This window comes from Opitutus sp. ER46 (assembly GCF_003054705.1).
Classification (GTDB): domain Bacteria; phylum Verrucomicrobiota; class Verrucomicrobiia; order Opitutales; family Opitutaceae; genus ER46.
In genome coordinates this window covers 176,114-198,768 of the sequence record NZ_QAYX01000022.1, presented here as the reverse complement: position 1 = coordinate 198,768, position 22,655 = coordinate 176,114, and the positions used below count along the sequence as shown (strand labels likewise).

17 protein-coding genes are annotated in these 22,655 nt (G+C 66.4%); 2 read left to right on the top strand and 15 right to left on the bottom strand.

Annotation, left to right across the window (positions count from 1 at the left end):
- Positions 1 to 60: 60 nt before the first annotated feature.
- The 10 genes from DB354_RS11290 to DB354_RS11240 form a co-directional block, all read right to left on the bottom strand.
- Positions 61 to 825 (bottom strand): alpha/beta fold hydrolase, encoded by a 765-nt coding sequence (locus DB354_RS11290; RefSeq protein WP_233256617.1) that lies wholly within the window; start codon positions 823 to 825, stop codon positions 61 to 63.
- Complete coding sequence (gene mutS, locus DB354_RS11285; protein WP_107835732.1) at positions 825 to 3,383, bottom strand: DNA mismatch repair protein MutS; 2,559 nt, start codon at positions 3,381 to 3,383, stop codon at positions 825 to 827. The genes DB354_RS11290 and mutS overlap by 1 nt, the downstream gene beginning before the upstream one ends.
- Before the next feature lie 128 nt (positions 3,384 to 3,511).
- Entirely contained in the window at positions 3,512 to 4,549 is a 1,038-nt protein-coding gene (locus DB354_RS11280; RefSeq protein WP_107835731.1) for a zinc-binding alcohol dehydrogenase family protein, read from the bottom strand.
- 84 nt (positions 4,550 to 4,633) lie between these two features.
- Positions 4,634 to 5,500, bottom strand: a complete 867-nt coding sequence (locus DB354_RS11275; protein ID WP_107835730.1) for an SDR family NAD(P)-dependent oxidoreductase — start codon at positions 5,498 to 5,500, stop codon at positions 4,634 to 4,636.
- A gap of 98 nt (positions 5,501 to 5,598) precedes the next feature.
- Positions 5,599 to 7,059, bottom strand: coding sequence for an FAD-dependent oxidoreductase (locus tag DB354_RS11270; protein ID WP_107835729.1), 1,461 nt, complete (start codon positions 7,057 to 7,059; stop codon positions 5,599 to 5,601).
- A 204-nt stretch (positions 7,060 to 7,263) separates the two neighbouring features.
- Entirely contained in the window at positions 7,264 to 7,926 is a 663-nt protein-coding gene (locus DB354_RS11265) for a response regulator transcription factor (RefSeq protein WP_233256616.1), read from the bottom strand.
- The gene (locus DB354_RS11260; protein ID WP_146180197.1) at positions 7,923 to 9,560 is read right to left on the bottom strand and encodes a PAS domain-containing protein; all 1,638 of its coding nucleotides are present in this window, start codon (positions 9,558 to 9,560) and stop codon (positions 7,923 to 7,925) included. The genes DB354_RS11265 and DB354_RS11260 overlap by 4 nt, the downstream gene beginning before the upstream one ends.
- Positions 9,561 to 9,899: 339 nt before the next feature.
- On the bottom strand, positions 9,900 to 10,940 hold the full coding sequence (locus tag DB354_RS11250; RefSeq protein WP_107835726.1) for an HD domain-containing protein: 1,041 nt from the start codon (positions 10,938 to 10,940) through the stop codon (positions 9,900 to 9,902).
- A gap of 62 nt (positions 10,941 to 11,002) precedes the next feature.
- Entirely contained in the window at positions 11,003 to 11,602 is a 600-nt protein-coding gene (locus DB354_RS11245; protein WP_107835725.1) for an isochorismatase family protein, read from the bottom strand.
- Positions 11,599 to 12,258 carry a metallophosphoesterase gene (locus DB354_RS11240; protein WP_107835724.1) on the bottom strand — a complete coding sequence of 220 codons (660 nt, stop codon included), beginning with the start codon at positions 12,256 to 12,258 and terminating at the stop codon, positions 11,599 to 11,601. The genes DB354_RS11245 and DB354_RS11240 overlap by 4 nt, the downstream gene beginning before the upstream one ends.
- Positions 12,259 to 12,316: 58 nt before the next feature.
- Between DB354_RS11240 and DB354_RS11235 the strand changes: the two genes are divergently transcribed.
- Positions 12,317 to 12,973 (top strand): hypothetical protein, encoded by a 657-nt coding sequence (locus DB354_RS11235; protein ID WP_199226836.1) that lies wholly within the window; start codon positions 12,317 to 12,319, stop codon positions 12,971 to 12,973.
- 42 nt (positions 12,974 to 13,015) lie between these two features.
- Here DB354_RS11235 and DB354_RS11230 read toward each other — a convergent pair whose 3' ends face one another.
- The 5 genes from DB354_RS11230 to rho form a co-directional block, all read right to left on the bottom strand.
- Complete coding sequence (locus DB354_RS11230; protein WP_107835723.1) at positions 13,016 to 15,112, bottom strand: tetratricopeptide repeat protein; 2,097 nt, start codon at positions 15,110 to 15,112, stop codon at positions 13,016 to 13,018.
- Between the two features lie 144 nt (positions 15,113 to 15,256).
- A complete protein-coding gene (locus tag DB354_RS11225) occupies positions 15,257 to 16,282 on the bottom strand; it encodes a DUF72 domain-containing protein (protein ID WP_107835722.1) in 1,026 nt (341 codons plus the stop codon).
- 282 nt (positions 16,283 to 16,564) lie between these two features.
- Positions 16,565 to 17,326: an imidazole glycerol phosphate synthase subunit HisF gene (gene hisF, locus DB354_RS11220; RefSeq protein WP_107835721.1), complete on the bottom strand. Its 762-nt coding sequence runs from the start codon at positions 17,324 to 17,326 to the stop codon at positions 16,565 to 16,567.
- A gap of 101 nt (positions 17,327 to 17,427) precedes the next feature.
- A complete protein-coding gene (locus tag DB354_RS11215) occupies positions 17,428 to 19,188 on the bottom strand; it encodes a hypothetical protein (RefSeq protein ID WP_233256615.1) in 1,761 nt (586 codons plus the stop codon).
- A 151-nt stretch (positions 19,189 to 19,339) separates the two neighbouring features.
- A complete protein-coding gene (gene rho, locus DB354_RS11210) occupies positions 19,340 to 20,569 on the bottom strand; it encodes a transcription termination factor Rho (protein ID WP_107835719.1) in 1,230 nt (409 codons plus the stop codon).
- A 101-nt stretch (positions 20,570 to 20,670) separates the two neighbouring features.
- Here rho and acs point away from each other — a divergent pair, with 101 nt between their 5' ends.
- Positions 20,671 to 22,629, top strand: a complete 1,959-nt coding sequence (gene acs, locus DB354_RS11205) for an acetate--CoA ligase (RefSeq protein WP_199226835.1) — start codon at positions 20,671 to 20,673, stop codon at positions 22,627 to 22,629.
- Positions 22,630 to 22,655 lie beyond the last annotated feature (26 nt).

The window sequence follows — 22,655 nt, the reverse complement described above, 5'->3', positions numbered from 1 at the left end:
GGCGTCACTGCTATTGGACCGCCTGAACGCCGCCGGCCGGGGCGCCGCTTGTCACCCGGATCAGGCGAGCGCGGCCCGGACGAACTCGGTGCGAGCGTCCATATGCGGATTATGGCCAGCGCCGGGGAGAGTGACGATCTCGGCACCCGGAAAGTGTTGGCGGATGGCGGCGTGGTCCGCGGGCTCGACGTAGCGGGAGGCTCCGCCAAGGAGGAAGCGGGTGGGGCCCTCGAAGCGGTCAGCCGGGGTGAGCACGTTGGACTCGAGCGTCGGCAGGCTGGTGGTGAGAACAGGCAGGTTGATCTGCCAGCGCCAGCGCCCCTCGGCGTCACGGTCGAGGTTGGTCGCGAGAAACTTCCGCATCGGCCAGCTCGGCACGCGCGCTTCGAACCGCAACTCGGCCTCGGCGCGCGAGCGCAGGTCGCCGAGGTTCAGCTCGTTCATCGCGGCAAACTCCGCGCGGTGGCCGACCCACGTGTAGTCCTTGGGGGCGATGTCGACGACGAGCAGGCGAGTGACGCGAGCCGGGTGGCGGCAGGCGAGGAGCATCGCGACCTTGCCGCCCATGCTGTGGCCAAGGAGCGACGCCGCCGGCACGAGGTGCTCGTCCATCCAGGCAAGCACGTCAGCCACCATGGCCTCGTAGGTCATCTCGTCGCCGTGGGGGGACTTGCCGTGGTTGCGCAGGTCGAGCGCAAAGACGTGATATCGCTGCGCGAGATCCGCGCCCGTGGTCTGCCAATTGCGGGACGAGCCGAGCATCCCGTGGAGGAGGATGAGCGGCGGGTTGCCGGCGCCGCCAAGTTCGCGGTGGAAAAGATGCATCACAGCAGCTTGAGCTGCGAGTCGTCCGCTTCGGAGACGGTGATCTTCTTCTTCGGCCGGGCCTGCGGCGCGGGCAGCGAGACGGTGGTGTCGTCGCTCTCGAGCTTGGCGAGGATGGTCTTGGCACGGTCGATGACGGTGAGCGGGAGGCCGGCGAGGCGGGCCACCTGGATGCCGTAGCTGCGGTCAGCGGCGCCGGGCACGACGCGGCGCACGAAGACGATCTCGTCGTTCCATTCCTTTACGGCGACCGAGAGGTTGCGCAGACGCGGGAGGTGTTTCTCGAGCTGGGTCAGTTCCTGGTAATGCGTGGCAAACAAGGTGCGCGGGCCGCGCTCGGGATCACGATGCAGGTGTTCGACGACCGCCCACGCGATGGAGAGACCGTCGTACGTCGACGTGCCACGTCCAATCTCGTCGAGGATGATGAGGGAGCGAGGCGTGGCGTTGTTCAGGATGTTCGCGGTCTCGTTCATCTCGACCATGAACGTGGAGTTGCCGCGCGCGAGGTCGTCGCTGGCGCCAACGCGGGAGAAGATGCGGTCGACCAAGCCGACGCGGCAGGACTTCGCCGGCACCCAGCAGCCGATCTGAGCCATGAGGGTGATGAGCGCGACCTGGCGAATATACGTCGATTTGCCGGCCATGTTGGGGCCGGTGATCAGCGCGATCTGGGCGTCGTCGGCGGCGAGGAGCGTGTCGTTGGGCACGAAACCGGCGGAGCTGCCGCGCGCCGGGGCAATGTCGTTGGCGCGCAGCATCTGCTCCACCACGGGGTGACGGCCATCGACGATTTCGAGCACGCTACCCTCGTCGAGGGCGGGCTGGCAGTAATCCCACTCGCGGGCGAGGAGCGCCCAGCCCACGAGCACGTCGAGCTCGGCGAGGGCGTCGGCGGTGTGCGCGAGGGCGATCGATTCATCAAGGATCGCGGTGACGAGCTGGTTGAACAGCTCCAGCTCGCGGGCGAGAGCGTTCTCCTCGGCGTGAAAGATCTCCTTTTCCTTCTGCTTGAGCGCCTCGGTGACGTAGCGTTCGCCGCCGACCGTGGTCTGGCGGCGGATGTAGTCCGCGGGAACGAGGTGGAGGTTGGCCTTGGTGACCTCGATGTAGTACCCGAAATTGTTCGTGAACCTGACCTTCAGGCTGCGGATGCCGGTGCGCTCCTGCTCGGCGCGCTCGAGATCGGAGAGCCAGGTCTTGTTGTCGGTCGTGAGCGATTTGAGCCGGTCGAGTTCCGGGTCGTAGCCGGCGGCAATGTAGTTGCCGTCGGTGAGATCGTTGGGGAGTTCGGTGGCGAGGGCGCGGCCGAGCAGGTCGCGCAACGCGGGGAGCTCCTGCAGTTGCGTCGCGATGGCCGGTAACTGCTGCGCGTCGGCAAACGCGCCGAGGGCGGCGCGCAGCGGGGGCACTTGGGCGAGCGTGTCGCGGACGCCGCCGAGCTCGCGCGGATTGCGCAGGCGATTCTGCAGCCGGCCCAGGATTCGGGGGATGTCGCGCACTTGGCCGAGGAGCTCGTGCAACTCGGCGAGGCGCATCGGCTCCGCCCGAAGCTCGCCCACGATTTGCTGGCGGCGATTGGTTTCGGCGAGGTCGAGGACGGGGGCGGCGAGCCAGCGCTCGAGCAGCCGCGCGCCGGCGGGGGTGGCTGTGCGGTTGATCGCGTTGAGCAGCGAGCCATCGCGACCGCCACGGACGGAGTTGAAGATCTCGAGATTGCGCAGCGTGGCCGGATCGAGGAGGAGGGTGCGCGTGCTGCGGTATTCCTGGAGCCCACGAAGGTTCTCGGGCTTCGCGCAGAGATTTTCCGTGGCGTAGTACACGAGCGCGCCGGCGGCGCCGAGGGCGGCGTGCGTGTGCGCGAGGCCGAAGCCCTCGAGGTTGAGGACCCCGAGCGTGTCCATCACCGTCTTGGCGCCCGTGGTGGCGTCGAAATGGTAGCCGGGCAGTTCGGATGCGAGCCGGTTGTTGCAAAACGCGTGGAGGGCGTGGAGCTCGGTCTGCTCGTGCGGGGCGGCGGCCCAACGCTCGCGCTCGCCCTCGGTGATCAGGATCTCGGCGGGGTCGAGGGCGGTGAGGACGGGCAGGAGATTCGCGACGCGCTCATCGGTCGCGACCTTGAACTCGCCGGTGGAGAGATCGAGCCAGGCGGCGTGCAGCCCGTGTTTGTCCACCGCGAGGGCCGCCAGGTAATGGTTGCGCACCGCATCCAGCTGGTTGGCGGCGAGAGTCGTACCGGGCGAAAGGATGCGTGTGAGCTGGCGGCGGACGAGTTTGCCGGCCTTGGCGGGCTCCGCCTGGTCGCAGACCGCGACCTTCTTGCCGGCGGCGAGGAGCTTCGTGACGTAGGTATCGAGCGCCTGCGCCGGGATGCCCGCCATCGGGTGGTCCTGGCGCTTGGTGAGGGTGAGCCCCAGCAGCTTCGAGGCGGTGACCGCATCCTCGAAGAACATCTCGAAGAAATCGCCCAGGCGAAACAGCAGGAGCGTGTCCCGGGAGAGTCCCCGGCGCACCTCAAAGTACTGCTGCATCATCGGCGTCAGCTTCGCGTCAGACATGCGCCGAAAATAGCGGGCAGAGGGTGACGGTGGGCGAGACGAAAAGCGTCGCCTTCCTCGCCCCATCGAGGATGCGGCGGTTCTCGGTATTGACGAACTGGACGCCGGTTGGGCTTTCGGGGACGCACTTACGTCTCCGGCGGCGTGGCGTGAGGGAAGCCGGCGAGCACGATTTTTCCGATGGTTCGGCCTGTCTCGACGAGAGCATGCGCTTGGCGGAGATTGGCGGCGGTGATGGGCCCGAAGTTAGCCTGCATCGTGGTCTGGATCCGCCCCGCATCGACCAACGCCGCCACCTCGTTCAAGAGCCGGCCCTGCTCGGCCATGTCCGGCGTTTGATACCGGGACCGTGTGAACATGAATTCCCAGTGCAGCGCGAGGCTCTTGGGTTTGAGCCAGGTCAGCTCCAGGGGACGAGAGGGGTTTTCAATGACGCCGATCGCTCCCTGCGGCGCCATCGCGGCGATGATCTGCTCGAAGTGATCTTCGGTCCGAGTGAGCGCGAGGGTGTAGTTCACCCCGTCTGGAGCCACGCGGCGGACCTGTGCGGCTAGAGGCTGGCCATGGTCAATGACGTGGTGCGCGCCCATATGCTCGCACCAAAGCCGTGTTTCCGGGCGGGACGCCGTGGCGATCACCGTCAACCCGGTGAGTTGCCGGGCGAGTTGGATCGCCATCGAGCCCACGCCGCCCGCACCGCCCACAATCAGTAACGCGCCCGGGGTGGCGGGGAGGATCCGGAGCCGGTCAAACAACAACTCCCACGCGGTGATCGTCGTGAGGGGAAGGGCGGCGGCCGCCGCGAAATCCAAGCTCCTGGGTCGACGCCCGACGATCCGTTCATCAACGCATTGTAACTCCGCGTAGGAACCCGGGCGATCGAGCGAGCCGGCGTAATACACTTCGTCCCCCGGCCGGAAGAGCGTCACCTCCGCCCCAACTGCCTTCACCACGCCCGCGGCGTCCCAACCGAGAATTTGCAGCTCCCCGTCGGGACGTCCTGGGCCGCCGCCTGCCCGGATCTTGGCATCGACGGGATTGACGGAAATGGCGTGCACCTCAACCAGCAGGTCACGAGGGCCCGGCCGAGGCGGGTCCCCGGCAAGGTCGAGGAAGCTATTGGGATCGGTGATGGGAAGCGACTGGCGGAAGCTGACGATCTTCATGGCAGGTGTGGGCGAGGTAAAGGCGTGGGGGAGACGGGCGCCGGGCGGACGCGTGGTCAGGCAGGCGACGTGCGCGTCGCGGGTTCAGAATCGGACGTTTGGCAGGGCAGGTGCCCCCGCAGCGTCGGTGGATACACTTAGTTCGCGCCAGCGGCTGGCGTCCGCCGAACGGCTGGCCTCGGCTTGGGCAGCAAATTGAACAGCGTCGCTGCCGAGCAAGAGGTGCGCGGGAAGACGGTCCATGTCCGCCAGGCGCAAAATGACCTGGGCGACTTTGGCGGGATCGCTGTTTTCGTTACCCCAGACGGGTGCGACGGCCTTGATGAAAGCACCGACCGAGGGCTCGTACTCCGGCAACAGGGAAGGAATTTCGCGGTTGGCGCGGAGACCCCAGCTGGTGCGCATGCCGCCAGGTTCGAGCGCACACACGCGGACACCGAAGGGCGCCACCTCCTGGGCGAGAGCCTCGGTGAATCCGCCCACGGCCCATTTGGCGGCATGGTAGGCGGCGTTGCCTGGGCTGCTGAGCCGGCCTCCGACCGATGAAATCTGCAGGATGCAGCCGCTCCGTTGCTGTCGCATGATCGGCAATGCGGCGCGCGTCACGTTGACGACCCCGAAGAGGTTGGTGTCGATCACGGCCGCAAATCGCGGCGCGCTCATCTGTTCAAACGGCGAGGTATCGCCGTAGCCCGCGTTATTCACAACGACGTCAAGCCGGCCAAAGGCCGAACGGGCCAACTGCACGGCGGCGTTCGCCGCCGCACCATCGACCACGTCGAGTGGCGCAACGCGAATCTGGGGGCCGTACTGTTCGGCGAGGTCGTGTAAACGAAGCGGCTCACGTGCGGTCGCCACCAGGCGATCACCGGACTGGAGGACAGCCTCCGCGATAAAGCGGCCGAGGCCGCTGGCGCTTCCTGTTACGAGCCAGACTTTGGATTGGTGCATATTGGGAATGAAGGTCGGCCGGTTGTGACGATGCGTCGGGTCGCGGGGAAAATTCCGGAGGCCGGATTTCGGTAACGACCCTCCGCTCACGTCGCCGTTTACCGCGCCGCCGAGGACGCGGTACCGTCCTTTCTCGGCGCGGGCTCTGTCGCGGCGGGCACCGCGGCGAACAACATGACGAGGCCTTCGCTGAGCGTGGGATGGGCGAAGATGGAGTCCCGCAGCCGGGTGAATGGAAGGTCCGCCATCATGGCCACCTGCACGGCGGCCAGCATTTCACCTGCGTCCACACCGAACGCGGCAAAGCCCAGGATGCGATCCGTTACCGGCTCGAGTAGGGCTTTGAGAAAGCCCCGCGATGCGGACAGGGTGCGGGTACGAAGGACCGCCGCCATGGGCAGTTTGGCCACGCGATAAGCGATGCCGCGGGCGTGGGCCTCGGTTTCGTTGAGGCCAATGCGCGCGAACTGAGGATCCGTGAACACGCAGGATGGCACCAGCCGCGCGGTCGTCACCCGAGCGCCGCCCGAGAGGTTGTCGCGCACGACCCGGAAATCGTCGAAAGCCACATGGGTGAAATGGGGGCTGCCGGCGCAGTCTCCGACGGCCCACACGCCCGACGCGGTCGTCTCGAGCCGCTCGTTGACCTTCACAAAACCGTGTGGGGTGATTTCGACGCCGGCGCGGGCCAGACCGAGGTCGCTGGTGTTGGGCGTCCGGCCCGCGGCAACCAAAAGATGGGAGCCGGTTACTCTCATCTCCGCGTCCGCCCGGACGATGTGGAGGGTCACACCTCGTCCGGATATTCCCTCGACGCGAACGACCGTCGCGCCCGTGAGCACCTCGATCCCGTCATCACGGAAGAGCGCATGGAACGCATCGGAGACGTCGCCATCCTCCCGGTGGGCGAGGCGGTCATTCCGCTCGACGACCGTGACCTTGCTGCCGAGGCGCCGCATGGCTTGGGCAAACTCGAGTCCCGCATAACCGCCGCCGAGGATCACGAGATGCGGCGGCACGACATCGAGTTCGAGCGCCTCGATGTGCGTCAATGGCTGAGCCTCCGGAAGCCCGGGAATGGCAGCGATCGTGGCGCGACTGCCGGTGCTGATGACGACGTTGCTGGCCTGTAACCTTCGTTCGCCACCGCCCGACAAGGCGACGGCGAGCGTCCGTTCGCCGACGAAGCGGCCGGTGCCCATGATGAGCTCCGTACCGCTGGCCTCGAAATTGGCGCGGTGGAGCTCGACGAGTTCCAACACCATGCGCCGGATCCGCTCCCGCACTGCGGGCATGTTGATTTTTGCGTGGTCGGTCGAGAGGCCGAACTCGTGCCGACGCGTGAACAGCGAGGCGATCTTCGCGCTGTGGATCAGATTCTTGGTCGGGAGGCACGCGATGTTGGGGCAGGAACCGCCGATGTAGCGGCGTTCCACGACGGCGGTCTTGAGTCCCTTTCTGGCCATCGTCCAGGCGAGATATTTGCCTGCTTCGCCGCTGCCCAGGACGAGCAGATCGTAGGTCTCTGGGGTAGTGGGAACGGATTCGATGGCGTCCATAGGGTGAGAGTGGCGTCGCGACGGGGAAGGACGGCGACTATACCGACGGTCCCGAACCGGCACCATTGGCCGTGCGGAGGAATTCTCGGCGGTCCCAAAGAGGGAATCCCGGGTCCTCCTTTCGCAGGAGAACGCGGCGCTCCGGGGTTATCGGCCAGTGGTGCCGCTGGTGGCGGCGACGCGGATCCCGAGAGCGATGCGCATTCAGATTTGCACGAGGCCCCGCCGGCTGGCGGCGGCGATGGCTTCGGTGCGACTCAGGACGTTCAGCTTGGTGAAGATGCCGCGGAGGTGCGACTTCACCGTGGTTTCGCTGATGAAGAGGTCCGTCCCAATCTCCTTGTTGCTCTTGCCGCGGGCAAGCAGGGCGAGGACCTCCTGTTCGCGTCGGGTGAGCGCCTCATGGCTGATGCCCGCGACGAGCTTCGCGACGATAGCCGGTCCAATTGACGTCTCCCCCGCGTGCACCTTTCGAATTCCGGCGAGCAGTTCTTCGCGCGGCGCGTCTTTCAGCAGGTAACCGCGGGCCCCGGCTTTGATCGCGCGGGCAATGTCAGCGTCGGTGTCGAACGTGGTGAGCATGACCGCTCGGGCGTTGGCATCCAGCTGGCGGATTTCCTCGAGTGCGCGCACCCCATCGAGGAGGGGCATCTGGAGGTCGAGCAAGGTGAGATCGGGGCGGTGCCGCGCCCACAGCGTCACGGCTTCGCGGCCATTCGCAGCCTCGGCGACCACCGTCATGTCGGGCTGGCGTCCGATAATCGCGACCAGCCCCTCCCGGACGGTGACGTGATCGTCGGCCACGAGGACGCGGATCGATGGCGCGGTGGACGTGGCGACCGGATGCATGGCAGCGGGGCGATTCATGGGGTGGCTCGAGCGAGCGACGGCGCGAGCGGCAGAACGATTCGCGTGATGGTGCCTTGGCCGACAGCGGTCGTGATGGTCAACGTCCCGCCGATTTGCTCCGTTCGCTCCCTGATGCCGAGCAGCCCAAGGCCCTCGCTGCGCTGGGCCAGATCGAAACCGCGGCCATTGTCGCGTAGCTCAAGAGACAGCTCCTGGTCGGTGAATGCCAGGCGGACGGAGAAATCGGTCGCTTGCGCATGGCGAAGAGCGTTGGTGAGGACCTCCTGGCTGATTCGGAGTAGATTGTCTTCGTGCGTGACGGCCAGCGTCCGCGGAGTACCGGAGACCTCGATCCGCGGCTGCAGGGTGGTGCGCGCAGTCAGCTTTTGGACCATTTCGCGCAGGGCCGCGCTGAAATCCTGCTGCTCGAGCGCCTGGGGGCGCAGGGCCTGCACGGACCGCCGGGCGTCCTTGAGACTATCGCGAGCAAGACCGCCGGCGCGGGCGACATGGTCGGCGGCCGCGGCAGACAACCCGCGCGAAGTGGCATCGGCGGCCGCCTCCAGTTGCACGATGATGCCGGTGAATCCCTGCGCGAGCGTGTCATGCATGTCACGGGCCATCCGATTCCGCTCCGCCAGGACTGCAGTCTGCCGATTCTCGGCGGAAATCCGGCTGAGCTGCATGGCGAGCATCGCCTGATTGGCAAGGAGTTGGGCGAGCTGGATTTCCTCGGGCCGGAGCGACCGCTTCTGGTCGAATCGGATGCCCAGGATCCCTCGCACCTCGCTCGCGATGACCATCGGAATCACCAGCACCGTGACGATACCCTGGGCGAGGAGGTCGGAGCGCCATGGAAAATCCGGCATGTTTCGGATGTCTTCGACCACCTGAGGCGAGCCGGCCTGGAAGAGATCGACGCCCGGCCAGAGTTCCGTGCCGCGTTCCGACGAAAATGTCTTGGTGCACCTGACGTCGGCCCGCGTCCGGAAGCCCTGCGTGCCGGAGGAGAACGCGAAGTGGAGCAGTCCGGTATCGGTATCCCGGGACCATACGCTGCAGCTGTGGGCATGCAGCTGCTCGGTGATCGTCGCCAGCATGTGTTCGACGATCCGGTCCACCGATGATTCGTGCGCGAGCGCGTCGAGAATGCGCCGCAAGGCGCTGCTCTGGCTGCGGGCCGACTGCTCCGACCGACGCAGGGCATCGGCGGTTTGCCGCAGATCGTCGATATCGGTGATCAGCATGTACCAGGCGGCAACCCGCCCGAGTTCATCCCGGACCGGCTCGGCGCGAGAATGCTGCCAGCGGTAGACGCCGTCTGCGCGGCGCTGCCGCTGCTCGCGATCGAATGGCTCGCCCGTGGCGACGGAGTGCCGCCACGCCTCGATCACACCGCTCACGTCGTCCGGGTGGACGGCGTCAAGCAGCGCCCAGTTCTTCAGCTCCTCGAGGGAGCGGCCGAAATACTCCAGGACGCGCGCATTGAGCAGCTCCACCTCCCCCTTGGCGTTAAGCACACAAATCATGCCGGGCACGGCGTCGAAAATATGGCGGAACTGCGGGTCCTGGTCTTTGGGTGGAACGGCTGGGAAGACTCCTTCGCGAACCTGTGCCGCGATATGCGTCACGCGCGTCAGCAACGCCTCCACCTGGCGGGCGTCCTCGCCGACCGAGGGATTGACCGCTGCTTGCTCGCGGAGGCGGTGGCAGACCCGAAGGCCCTCGAGCCGAGCTTGCTCCAGTTCCTGAAGAATCGAGTTGGTGAGAGGATCCGCAGGCGGCGGGAAGGTGGAGATCGGTGGGGCCACGGGGATAGGATCAAGCGCGGGTGGACCCGTAGTATGCTGGCGTTGGCGCGAACGGCAATTTGGCCCGTGTGAATTCAATCGCCGTCGCTTGGCGCCGAGTGCCTCACGCGACGACGAGAACAGGCCCCTGGCCCCTCAAGAATGGCGGCGGCAGAGTGGGAAAAGGACTGCGGGGACCGCCTAGGCAGACGGCGGCTCGGAAGCGGGCGCGGGTGGGGGAATGGAAGCTGCGGCCGGGATCTTGCGCGTGAGGAGGGTGGTGCTGAGGCCTGGCAGGCGTTCGGAGAACTCGTCGGCTTCGCCGGCCTGGCGGAGGGCGCGCTGGACCATGCCCATCTTGGCGTCGAGGTTGTCGATCATCGACACGAAGACGGCCTCGGGCGTGGCGGCGTAGACGGCCGCGCCCCATTCGGGCTCACCCTGGTGCGAGAGAATGATGTGCTCGAGCCGCTCGAGACGCTCGGGGTCGAGGTGGGCCTTGATGCCGGCCTTGCGGGCGAGTTGGTAGCCCAGAACGACGTGGCCCTGCAGGATGCCGCGGCGGCTGCGGCGAGTGGCGAGAGTGCCCTCGTACTCGATGGTCTTGCCGGTGTCGTGCAGGAGGATGCCGGCCATCGCGAGATCGGGGTCGACCTGCGGATAAAGCGGAAGCAAGGCGTGGCAGGCACGCGCCATGTGGGTGGTGTGCTCCAGCAGGCCGTGCCGGTACGCGTGGTGCATGCTGACGGCGGCGGGCGTCCAGCGGAATGCCTCGCCGACCTCTTCGAACACGGTGCGCACGGTCATCCGCAGGGCGTCGTGCTTGATGCCGTCGATGAACGCCTGGATCTCAGTCCACATGCCCTCGTGGTCCTCGGGCGCGACCTCGACCAGATTTTCGAGCAGGCCGGGCGCGCCGAGCTCGGTCTCGGCGAGGGCGACGACCTTCGCCAGCCGCGGTGAGAAGCGGCCCTGGTAGAACTCAACCTTGCCCTCGACGCGGACCACCGCGCCCTCGCCGGCGTTGCGCAGTATCTCGAAAACGGGGCTGTCGCCGAACACGGTGCACGTGAATGAGCCGGTGCGGTCGCCGAGCTCGAGGCTGCAGAACGGATTGCCGTTGGATGCGGTCTTCGCGGCGAGCCGCTTGAGGACGAGGAGACTGGAGAACGGGCGCCCGTGCGAGGAGGCATCGAATGCCTTCAACTCGCGGACGAGCAGGAGGGAGACGTCGTCGGCCATGATTCGGGCCGAAGCCAAGCCTACGCGCCCCGGCGGCGGCAACCGTAATCCCGGCCAGAGGCTCAGGAGGCCGCCTTCACCAGCTGGGTGTACGCCTTGAAGAAGGGGTGCTTCACGTCGTGGAGCACAGCGTAGAAGATCGTTTCCGACGGCAGTACGTGCACCCCGGCGCGGGCAAGCGCCTCGAGGCAGGCACGAGCGTCGTCGGGTCGACGCGCGCTCACGGCGTCGCTGAGAATCGTAACCTCCAGGCCGTGTTCGCGGGCGGCGAGCGCGGTCTGGTAGACGCACACCGAGGTCTCGATGCCGCAGAGCAGTAGATGCTGGACCTTGCCGTCGGCGAGGATGGCGTCGCGGGTGGCGGCGTCGGCGAGGACGGAGAAGGTGCGTTTCGGATACACCGGCGCGTCGGGCGCAAGCGCGCGCAAGGCGGGATCGGTGGCGCCGAGTTTGTCGGGCACCTGCTCGGTGAATATGATCGGCATGCCGAGACCGCGGGCGGCGGCGAGGGCGAATGCGCAGCGCTTCTGGATGCTGGTTCCCTCGGCCACGGCGCGAACGAAAACCGGCTGCATATCCACGCACATGAGCAGCGTGTCGGCGAGCGCGGCATCGGTGGTTGCGGCGGCGGAATTCGGGGAGTCCGAGGAGGGCGTCGTCATGGCCAGTACCGTTGGCGGGCTTTCACCTGAACGAAACGTTTTTCTGGGAGGATGTACGCCGTGAGGTGGCCGCCGACGACGCAGCCGGTGTCCAGGCCAAGCGACCACTTGAGTTTGTAGACCTCTTCGCGCGGCGTGTGGCCGTAGATGACGAACGGCGGGCCGCTCCACAGGTCGGCCCACATGGGGGCATCGGGTCGCTCGGCGCGTTTGGCGGGGCGGCCGTCCTGGTCAATGACTTGCACCCGCGTCACCACCTCAGCCGGCTGCTTCTCCCATGGTTGGTCGGGCAGGAAACCGCCGTGGACGAACACGGTGTTGAGATCGGGCTCGTGGTACGTCAGCGCCATGCCGGCGAGAAACTCCCAGTCGGCCGGGCGCAGCAGCTTGAACGTCTCGAGGTCGGTGTCCTTCACGTACCGCTTGTCACCGGTGCGACGATACTTGAGGAGCCGCAGTTCGTGATTGCCCATCAGTGCGAGCGCGCCGGCCTCGCGGGCGAGATCGATGACCTTGCGGCTGTCGGGGCCGCGGTTGATGAGGTCGCCAAGCAGCACGAGGCGGTCGCCGCGGCTCAGGGCGAGGCGCGAGAGAAGATCGGCAAATTCGAGGTGACAGCCGTGGATGTCACCGATGGCGATGAGTCTCCCATTCATGCGGCGGGAAAGAGCTAGCGTCCGGCATCTCGCCCAGTAAACAAGAAAGCCTATGGAAATGAATCTGCAGCCGCTGGCGAAAACGTGCTTCGTCTCGGGCGAGCCGTTTGTTGAAGGCGGGCGGGTCGCGAGCTTTCTGGTGCGCGCGGCGAACCTGGACATCGTGCGCTACGATGTGCTCGAGCAGCATACCGCGAACTTTGCGCCGGAGGGGTTTATCGCGTGCCGCTGGGTGCAGGCGTACAAGCCGCGCAAGGCGGGCGAGAACAACGACCGGGCGCTGAAGCTGACGGCGGAAAATCTGTTTGCGACCCTGGCGGATCCGACCACGGAGCCGACGCCGGAGAACACACGCCTGCTGCAGTTCCTGGCGCTGATGCTGGAGCGCAAGAAGACGCTGCGGCCGCGCGGCAAGTCGAGCGACGGCCTGCGCAACCGCTACGAACACGCCAAGACGAAGCAGATGTTTGAGGTGCCGATCGGCGAGCTGACGCCGGAGTTTTTCGTGGCCGTGCAGGAGCAGTTGACCGTGCTCGTGGGCGCGCCGAAGCCGAAAGCGGACGCCAAACCCGCGGCGGATGCGGCTGTCCAGCCGGAAGCCGCGAACAAGCCGCAGGACGCCGGCAAACCCGAGCCAGAATCAGTGCCGAAGCCGGAGACGGAGCCAAAGTCCGAGACGGAATCGAAGCCAGAGGCGCAGCCGCGGACGAGCTAACCCCGGGGCGCCGTGGGTTTGGCGCCGCCGGAGGGACGAACCTTAACGCGACGGCAAAGCCGGCAGATTCGGCTGTAGCCGGCGAGCGATCGCCGCGTGCGCGGCGCTTTCCGCGGAGCGGCCCAGCGCCTGCAGATGCACCGCAAGATTGTGGTGCGCGGCGGCGAGATCTGGCTCGAGGCGCACTGCCGCCTGGTAGTGTTCGACTGCGCGCGCGATGTCGCCGGTGGCGGCGAGCACGGCGGCATAATCGCACTGGGCGTCGGCGTGATCCGGCTCCAGTCGGAGCGCGGTTTCGTATTCGCGACCGGCAGCACGGGCGTCGCCGAGCCGGTATTGGGCGGCGGCGAGATGGACGCGCGCCGGGAACGAAGTGGCATCCAACCCCAGCTCGGCACGGAATTCCGCGGCCGCCTCGCGGTGGCGCTCCAGCAACTCATAAGTGCGGCCGAGCGCATAATGCACAGAACGGTAATTTGGGCGCAGTTGCAGTGCCTGCTGGTAGTGCGCGATCGCTTCGTCGCCGGCACCGGTGAGCGTCAGCGAGAGAGCAAGCATGTAGTGCGACTCCGCCAGTGGCTTGAAGCGCAACGCCTGACGATAGTGGGGAATTGCCTCGGCTGGGCGACCGGCAGTGGCGAGGGCGACGCCCAAGTTATGTTCCGCCTCGTGGAAGTTGGGTTTGATCGCGAGCGCGCGTTGGTATTGGGCGATCGCCTCCTCGGTGCGGCCGAGTTTCACCAAGGTGAGCCCGAGATTGTAGTACGCCTCATGGGCGTACGGATCGAGGGCCAGCGCGTGGCGGTGCATCTGCAGTGCGTCGTCGAGCCGCCCGGCATCGCGCGCGTCATTGCCGAGGATCGACTCAGCGATCCAGCAGTTTGGGTTTCGCTCCTGCGTGGCGCGCCAGAGGGTCGTCGGGGTGGAGAACGTCCACGCATGCCGCCACGTCAGCGTGGCGAGCATGATAAGGACCAGTGCCGTCGCGACGACGACGGCGGCGCGACCGAAGCCGGCAACATGCCGGCCAACCGTGACGATGCCGGCGCCGGCCAGGGCGAGTGGCCCCATGCTGGCGAGGTACTGAAAATGATCCGCGACGAAGGAATAGCGGAAGTAGTAAACGTCGAAGAAGCCGAGGACGGGAAACAGCAGCAGGACAAAGTAGCCGTAGGCCCAGATGGCGGCGCGGGCGACGGGATGACGGAGCGCGGCCAGCGCCAGCGGCAGTGCGATGGCGCCGAGCAAAGGCAGGAGCGCAAGCGGGTCGGCGGCGGGCTGCCACCGCGGATAGACGAACATCAGCGGCTCGGGCCAGGCGAGTTTGCCGAGGTAGAACCAGACGGCCTTGCCCGCAATCGCCGCACGCTGAAGCGGCGTGAGCGCCCACTCGGGGCCGGCGGCGAAGGAGTGGTACTTTTGCTCCCAGACGGTCCAGCCCGAAGCCAGTGCCGCCAGGGCGAAGAGCGGCAGGAGCCAGGCGACGTTGCGCCAGGATGTGCGGCGGTCGCGGGCGTACGCGCAGAGCAGAAGCGCGGCGGGCAACATGACCGTGGACGGCTTGCTGAGCAGGGCGGCGGCGAAGCTTAGGACGGTGAGCGCGTAGGCGCGACGGCGGGCGCCGGGCTCGGTGGCGTCGAGCCAGCGCAGGTAGGCGAGGGCTGCCAGCAGGTAAAATACCGCGGACTGGGTGTTCTTCAGCTCCGAGATCCACGCCACCGATTCGACGGCGATCGGGTGGAACGCCCACAAGGCGGCGCCAAGCCAGGCGCCCGGCACCCGCAGGCGCAGCAGGACGCGAGCGAGCAGGAAAGCGCTGAGGGCGTGAAGCAGGAGACTGGCGAGGTGATACGGAAGCGGCTGGAGCCCCCAGATCGCGTGCTGCACCCAGAGATGGGTCAGGACCAGCGGGAAGTAGTTCGCCGAGGCGCTGGTCCAGACCTCGCGCAGCCCGAGTGGACCAATGATGCACGGGTTCTCCGTCAGGTGGGACTCGTCATCCCAGATGAAACCGGCGGACCACACCGCCTGGTAGACGACGGCGAGAACGAGGACAAACCCGAGCCCGCCGAGGAGCGGCCAGAGCAGGCGGGATCGCGATGGGGCACGGGAGGCAGGTGTGACGCTGGAGCCGGACACTGCGCCACGCTGGGACTGCGGCCCGGTCGAGGCAATCGCTCACACGCCGGCGATGGCGGGATCGCGGTGCCACGTGGAGTACGCGGAGGGGGCATGACCGCGCAGTCGGTGAGCTGGCGGAGCGTTGGCGTGCGTCGGCAGAGCTCAGGCGGGGTGCAGGCGGGGCGAGGCCGCGGGCACGCGGGCGCGGCGTGTCGCCGGAGAGGGGATACGCACGGAAGGCTGGGCAAAAACAGGCCGGCCGTGCGGCGTGCGGGAGCGTAGGACCGCCGCGTGGGACGGCGTGGGGGAGCGCCGTGACCGCGCCGGACGGCGTTGGGTGGCGGTGGCCCTGGGGGCGCGACGGCGAGACGGTCGCGACGGCTCGATGGCGGCCGCAGGAGTGATGGCTGGCGCGGACGGGGATTGCGGGATCGGAGGGAGGGCGCGTTCGCCGAGCATCTCCATCAGGCGCTCGGCGTTCTGGGGCGCCCGCGTGTTGAGGTCGTTGTTGAAATAGACGTACGCGGGGATGCCCCGACGGGAGACGCGGGTGAGAGCACGGCACCACGGTGCGAGTTCGGCGTCGGTGTAGTCGTGGTAGGCGCCGCCCTCGAGGCCGTGAAAGCGCAGGTACACGAAATCGGCGGTGACAGTGTGGTCGACCGGCATCTGCAGCGAACTCACCCAGACGCTGGCCGTGCCGCGCCGCCGCAGGAGCGCATACGTCTGCTCGTCGAGCCAGCTCGGGTGGCGGAACTCGATGGCGTGCCGAAGCCCGCGGCGCGGGAGCCGGGAGAGAAAGCGCTCCAGGCGCGCGAATGTTTTGTCGCTTTTGGGAAACGTCGGCGGCAGTTGCCAAAGGACCGGGCCGGTGTGCTCGGCGAGGGGGGCGATGCGGCGGAGGTACTTTTGCAGGCCGTGCGAAGTGTCCTTGAGCCGCTTGAGGTGAGTCAGGTAGCGGCTGCCTTTCACGGCGTAGACGAAGCCCTCGGGAGCGCGGTCATGCCAGCCGCGGACCATGCTGCGGGTCGGCAGGCGGTAGAACGTGGCGTTGATCTCCACCGTCGGAAAGTGGCGCAGGTAGTACTCGAACTCGCGCTGCTTCGGCCAGCCCCGCGGGTAGAAGGCGCCGGCCCACTCCTTGTAAACCCAGCCGCTCGTGCCGACCCAAATGTTGGCTTGCTGCATGCCGCCACAGACCGCGGAGGAGGCAGGCGGAGCCGGTCGCTCGCCGGGCCTTGGAGGACTCGAACTCGCAACGCCGCGTCAGCGAAGAGGCGCAAGAGCACGGTTTGTCCCGGACGCATGGCCCGGGAGGCACCGGGAGTATCCGGACATTATTCGCCGAGTATCTGGACAGAATGGCCGAGTATCTGGACATTATCCCGCAACCGTCCGAGAGATAATGCGTTATAATTGCACCCCTCGTGCCCGGGTCCTCCTTGCCGCGAACTCCTGAGCTTCCAGCGATCAGCGGCGAACCGGCACGCCTTGGTCGGCGAGGTAGTCCTTTACCTGAGGAATCGTGAACGTGCCAAAGTGGAACAGGCTGGCGGCGAGGACGGCGCTGGCGTGGCCGGCGTCGAGCACCTCGGCGAAGTGATCCAGTTTGCCGGCGCCGCCACTGGCAATGACAGGGATGCCGACGGCGTCGCTGACCGCACGGGTCAGCCCGAGGTCGTAGCCGGCGAGGGTCCCGTCGGCGTCCATGCTGGTGAGGAGAATCTCGCCGGCGCCGAGGCTGGCGGCGCGTTCGGCCCAGGCGATCGCATCGAGTTCGGTGCGGTTGCGACCGCCGTGCGTGTAAACGCGCCAGGAGCGGCCGTCAGGTTCGCGCTTGGCGTCGATCGCGACGACGATGCACTGCGCGCCAAAGCGATCGGAGGACGCCTGGATGAGCGCGGGGTCCTTGATCGCGGCGGTGTTGAGCGAAACCTTGTCGGCGCCCGATTTCAGCATCGCCTCGATGTCGCCCACGGAGCGGAGGCCGCCGCCCACGGTGAGCGGCATGAAGCACTGCTCCGCGGTGGCGGCGACAACGTGGTGCATGATCCCGCGGTTGTCGCTCGACGCGGTGATGTCGAGGAACACGAGCTCGTCGGCGCCCTGGGCGTCGTAGGCCTTGGCGCACTGGACGGGATCGCCGGCGTCGCGGAGTTCCTGGAACTTAACGCCCTTGACGACGCGACCGGCGTTGACGTCCAGGCACGGAATGATGCGGCGGGAGAGCATGCGAGCAGAAGGGCCGGGGAGGCGGGGTGGACGCAAGCAAACGACGGCCGGGTGTACCGGCCGTCAATTCACTGGAGTGTGACTGGCGCTGAGCAGGAGGCTCAGGCGTCGATCGGGGCGACCTCGGGCTCGAAGTTGACGGCGAGGCGGTACACGTGGCCCGGACGCATGATCAGCGGGTGATCACGCACGAGATACTGCAGGTAATGGATCTTGCCGTAATTCGTGCGGTAGGTCGGGTCGGCGCTGACGACTTCGGTCTCGAGCCAGGTGGCCTGGAAGTCATCCTTCGCGACGGTGCAGCGATGGCCCTGGGCCCCGAGGGTAAGCCCGCCGGTGACGCGGTACTTTGAGTGCGGCGCGGCGATGACGAGGCAGTACCGGAGCTTGTCGAGGGTGACCTGCTGCTTGACGGTGTAAGCGAACTCGCAGCCGATCTTGTTGCCCGAGAAGTTCCACTGGACCTTCACGCTGCCGAGGCCCTTCACGATCTCCTCCTTGAGGTTGATCAGTTCGGGCTGCTCGTAACGGAAGTAGAAGCTGTTGCGCAGGCCGAGACCGGTGACGCAGTTCTTGCCGTAGAACGAAGGCAGGGTGACGTGCTCGCCGAAGGTGAGCTCGGGGAGCATGACCGGGACGTAAACGTTGTTGGCCCAGTCGAAGATGCCCGGCGAATGCGGGAAGGCGAGGGAGTCGCTCGTGAGCGTGGTGCCCGAGCTGATGAGCGGAATCTGCAGGTGCAGGCCAGACTCGCCGTCGCGGTAGACGAAGAGGCCCTGTTCCTTGCGGTTCGACTTGTCGAAGATGACGAAGCGGCCGGTGGTGCGGGAGGGCTCAATCTTCGGCACGCCGGACGGCATCTGCACGGTCTTGGCGAGGCGGGACCACTGGCACAGGTAGCGCGCGGCATCGAAGTTCGCCATGCGTGTGGTGTGGTGGTTGTACGCGGTGCGCTCATCGTCGCGCAGATCGAGGAAACCCTGCTCCTGGTCAAGGTAGGTTTCGTAGAAGAACATGAACAGCCGGCGCAGGATATCGAAGTACTTCGGCTTCTGGTCGTCCGGGATCCACCCATCGCGGAGCCCCTGCAAGATGAGGCTGATGCAGTGCATCTGGCCGTACGCGCCCGCGGCGCGGCCGAACGCCCAGCCGAGGCCGTCCGCGCGGACCAAGTCGGGCATCATCTTGATGTACTTCTCGGCGTAGGTGCGAAGGGTCGGGAGCTTCCGGTCGCGGACGCCGCTGTTGGCGTGGAGCTGGAGGGCGGAGCGCGTGAAGACGAACGTCATCACGCCGTAGAGATTGAAGTTGCCGCCCAGGCCCTCGGTGGCGTCGTCGAAGAAGCCCGCCGAACTGGTCTGGTTGATGCGGTCGACCATGCGCTCGATGAGCCGGGAGGTTTCGTCCTTCTTGGAGAGGCCGAGGCTGAAGCGGGCGACGGCCTTGGCGATGTTGAATGCCTGCCAGTGGTTATCGTAGTCGCTGCGGTGCAGGAGGGCCTTGTCGATGCGCTGCTGGGTCTCCTCGACGAGGCGTTCCCAGACGGGGTTGCGCTCCTTGGAGGGGCCGTAGGCGAGGAGGCCGAGGGCCGAGTAGGCGAGCCCGTTTTCGGCGGCCGGCTCGGTGAACATCTGGGCGGTGATGCAGCGCGCCGCCAGGTCAACGAGATCGTAGCCCTTGAGGGTGGTTTCTCCGGTGGCGCGGTAGAATTCGCCGAGGGCGAAGGCGACGTGGCCTGGCTCATCAGGCCGGGATTGTTCGCCTTTGGCGGGGAGGACAGTGCCGTCAGGTTGAACGGACTCTAGGTTGTGGCCCAACATCGAGCGGGCCATGTCGAGACATTGCTCGGAAAAACTATGCATGCTTGGTTTGCTGGTATCTGAACTGCGGACGTGCGGCGGGCGCTGAGAAAGGGGTGACTCTCAAGAGTTTTGAGAGGGGAGCAAGAGGAAAGCTCGGCGGGAAAGTACGGCTGTAAAAAAGCCGGCCCCGAGGGGACCGGCCGGAGGGCGACTAACGGGCAATGAGTTTTAGGAACTCGGCATTCGTTTTGGTTTTCGACAGGCGGGCGATCATGGTCTCGCAGGCCTCCTCGATCTTCTGCTGCACGAGGGCGCGGCGGAAGAAGTGGATCCCCTCAAGCGACTTCGCGTCGATGAGAAGCTCCTCCTTGCGAGTGCCGCTGGAAGCGATGTTGATCGCGGGCCACAGGCGCATCTCGGCGCACTTGCGGTCGAGGACGAGCTCCATGTTGCCGGTGCCTTTGAACTCCTGGAAAATCACGTCATCCATGCGGCTGCCGGTCTCGACGAGCACGGAGGCGATGATGGTGAGGGAACCGCCTTCCTCGGTCTTGCGGGCGGTGGCGAACATCTGCCGCGGCTTCTCAAGGGCGCGGACGTCGAGGCCGCCGGAGCCGGTACGGCCCGAGTTGCGAGCGGTGTTGTGGGCGCGGGAAAGGCGCGTGATCGAGTCGACGAAGAGGACGACGTCGCCGCCGGTCTCGACGAGGCGCTTGGCGCGCTCGATGCAGAGGTCGGCAATGCGGATGTGGTTCTCGATCTGCTCGTCGTTGGACGAGGCCCAGATCTCCGCGCCGGGGACGCTGCGTTTGAAATCGGTGACTTCCTCGGGACGCTCGTCGACGAGGAGGATCATGACCTGGCACTCGGGGTTGTTCTCGAGGACGCCGAGCGCCATGTCGCGCAGGAGCGTGGTCTTGCCGGTGCGGGGCGGAGCGACGATGAGGCCACGGGTGCCCTTGCCGATGGGGCAGAAAAGGTCGACGGCGCGCGTGGTCATGCGGCCATCCTTCATCTCCATCTTCAGATGCTGATTTGGCGAGATGGTCGTGAGCGTCGTGAACTCCGGCTTCGCGCGGCGCTCCTCGATGGATTTCCCGTCGACCGATTCGATGAACTTCATCTTCGGGTTCGGGAAGCGGCCGTCGGGCGGAAACGCCGTGCCGCCGACGCGCATGCCGGTCTTCAGCTTGAAACGACGAATGAGCTCCTTCGGGACAAAGGGATCGGTGGGGCGGCGCTTGCCGCCCTTGACGACATCAATCAGCTGGCCGTTGCCGCCGCGCTGGGTGTCGATCTCGAGAACGCCCTCGACGCGGATCGTGTTATCGACCGGAGCGGCGGGAGCGGAGTTGGCGTTGTCCGCGGGGGCGACGGGCGCGTTGCCAATAGGCAATGCGGCAGCTGGGGCCGACGGGGCGGACTCACTTTTCTTTTCCATGACAGTATGAGGGCAGAAACACGTCCCGCCGCTTGACGCTTAAAACTTCCAGCGGGATTAGTGCCGCGATTCGCGTCGTTAACCCCACAACCGACACCCACGTGCCAGATCAGACGATTACCTCAGTATCCCGGGAACACCGGAAATTCAGGCCTTCGGCCGAGTTCAAAGCCCAAGCAAACCTTGGGAGTGATGTGGCCTACAAAAGGCTCTACGCGGAATCTGTCAACTCCCCAGACAAGTTCTGGGATACACAGGCCAAAGAGCATCTTGTGTGGCGCAAACCCTACAAGCGCGTGCTCGAGTGGAATCCCCCGCGCGCGAAATGGTTCGTCGGCGGAAAGCTCAATGTCTCCGAAAACTGCCTCGATCGTCACCTCGGCACGCCGCGCGAGAACAAGGCGGCGCTGATTTTCGAGGGCGAGCCAGGTGACGTGCGCACAATCACTTACAAGCAGCTTCACTTCCACGTCTGCCGTTGGGCGCACATCTTTGAGAACATGGGCGTGGGCGAGGGCGATCGCGTGGCCATCTACATGCCGATGATCCCCGAGGCGGTGATTGCAATGCTCGCGTGCGCGCGGGTCGGCGCCATCCACACCGTCGTGTTCGGCGGGTTCAGTCCGGAGGCGCTGAAGGATCGCATCAACGACTGCCGCGCCAAACTCGTCATCACGGCCGACGGGGGCTGGCGCCGCGGCAAGGTCATCGAGCTGAAGGCCAACGTCGACCGCGCGATCGAGCACACGCCCAGCGTGCAGAGCGTGATCGTCGTCAAACGCTGCGGCAATCCGGTGAACATGGTCGAGGGCCGCGATACGTGGTGGCGCGAGGCCTGGGAAGGCGCGCCGAATTATCACACGGCAAAAGCCTTCGATGCCGAGCACCCGCTGTTCATCCTTTATACCTCGGGCTCCACCGGAAAACCCAAGGGAGTGCTGCACACGAGCGCCGGCTACCTACTCGGGTGCAAGCTCAGCTCGCACTACGTTTTCGACCTGAAGGAAAACGACCGCTATTTCTGCTCAGCCGACATCGGCTGGATCACCGGGCACAGCTACGTCGTATACGGGCTCCTCTCGAATGGCGCCACGATCTTCCTGTACGAGGGCGCCCCGAATCATCCCGAGCCCGACCGCTTCTGGCAGATGATCGACCGCCACGGACTCACGATCCTCTACACCGCGCCAACCGCGATCCGCGCCTTCATGCGCTGGGGCGACAACTACGTCCTGCGCCATCGCCTCGACTCGCTGCGCCTCCTCGGCTCGGTTGGCGAGCCCATCAATCCCGAGGCGTGGATGTGGTACTACACAATGGTCGGCAAACGGCGGTGTCCGATCGTGGACACCTGGTGGCAGACCGAGACTGGCAGCATCATGATCGCGCCACTGCCCGGCCTTACGCCCTTGAAGCCCGGCTCCGCCACGCGCCCGTTCTTCGGCGTCGTGCCGAAGGTGGTGAACGATCACGGCGTGGAGGTGCCCCGCAACAGCGGCGGCAAGCTCGTGATCACCAAGCCATGGCCTTCGATGCTGCGCACGCTCTGGGGCGACGACGACCGTTTCAAACGGCAATACTTCAGCGAGTTCCCCGAGCACCCGGAGTACTACTTCACGGGCGATGGCGCGCGCCAGGACGCCGACGGCTACTTCTGGATCGTCGGCCGGATCGATGACGTCCTCAACGTATCCGGACACCGGATCGGCACGGCCGAGGTGGAAAGCGCGCTGGTGTCGCATCCGCGCGTCGCCGAGGCGGCGGCGGTGGGCCGGCCGGACGAGTTGAAGGGGCAGGCGCTCGTGGTGTTCGTCACGCTCAAGGCCGGTATCCAGGCCTCCGATTCGCTGAAGGAGGAGTTGCGCGAGCACGTCGCCAAGGAGATCGGATCGCTGGCGCGCCCCGACATGGTCCGATTTGCCGCCGGGCTCCCCAAGACGCGCAGCGGGAAGATCATGCGCCGCATCCTGAAGGAGATCGCCGCCGGCGGCGAGGTGCGGGGCGACACGTCGACCCTGGAGGACTTCTCGGTCGTCTCGGCGCTGAAATCCGAGGAATAAGCGAACTCCGGGCAACGCGGCCTCGG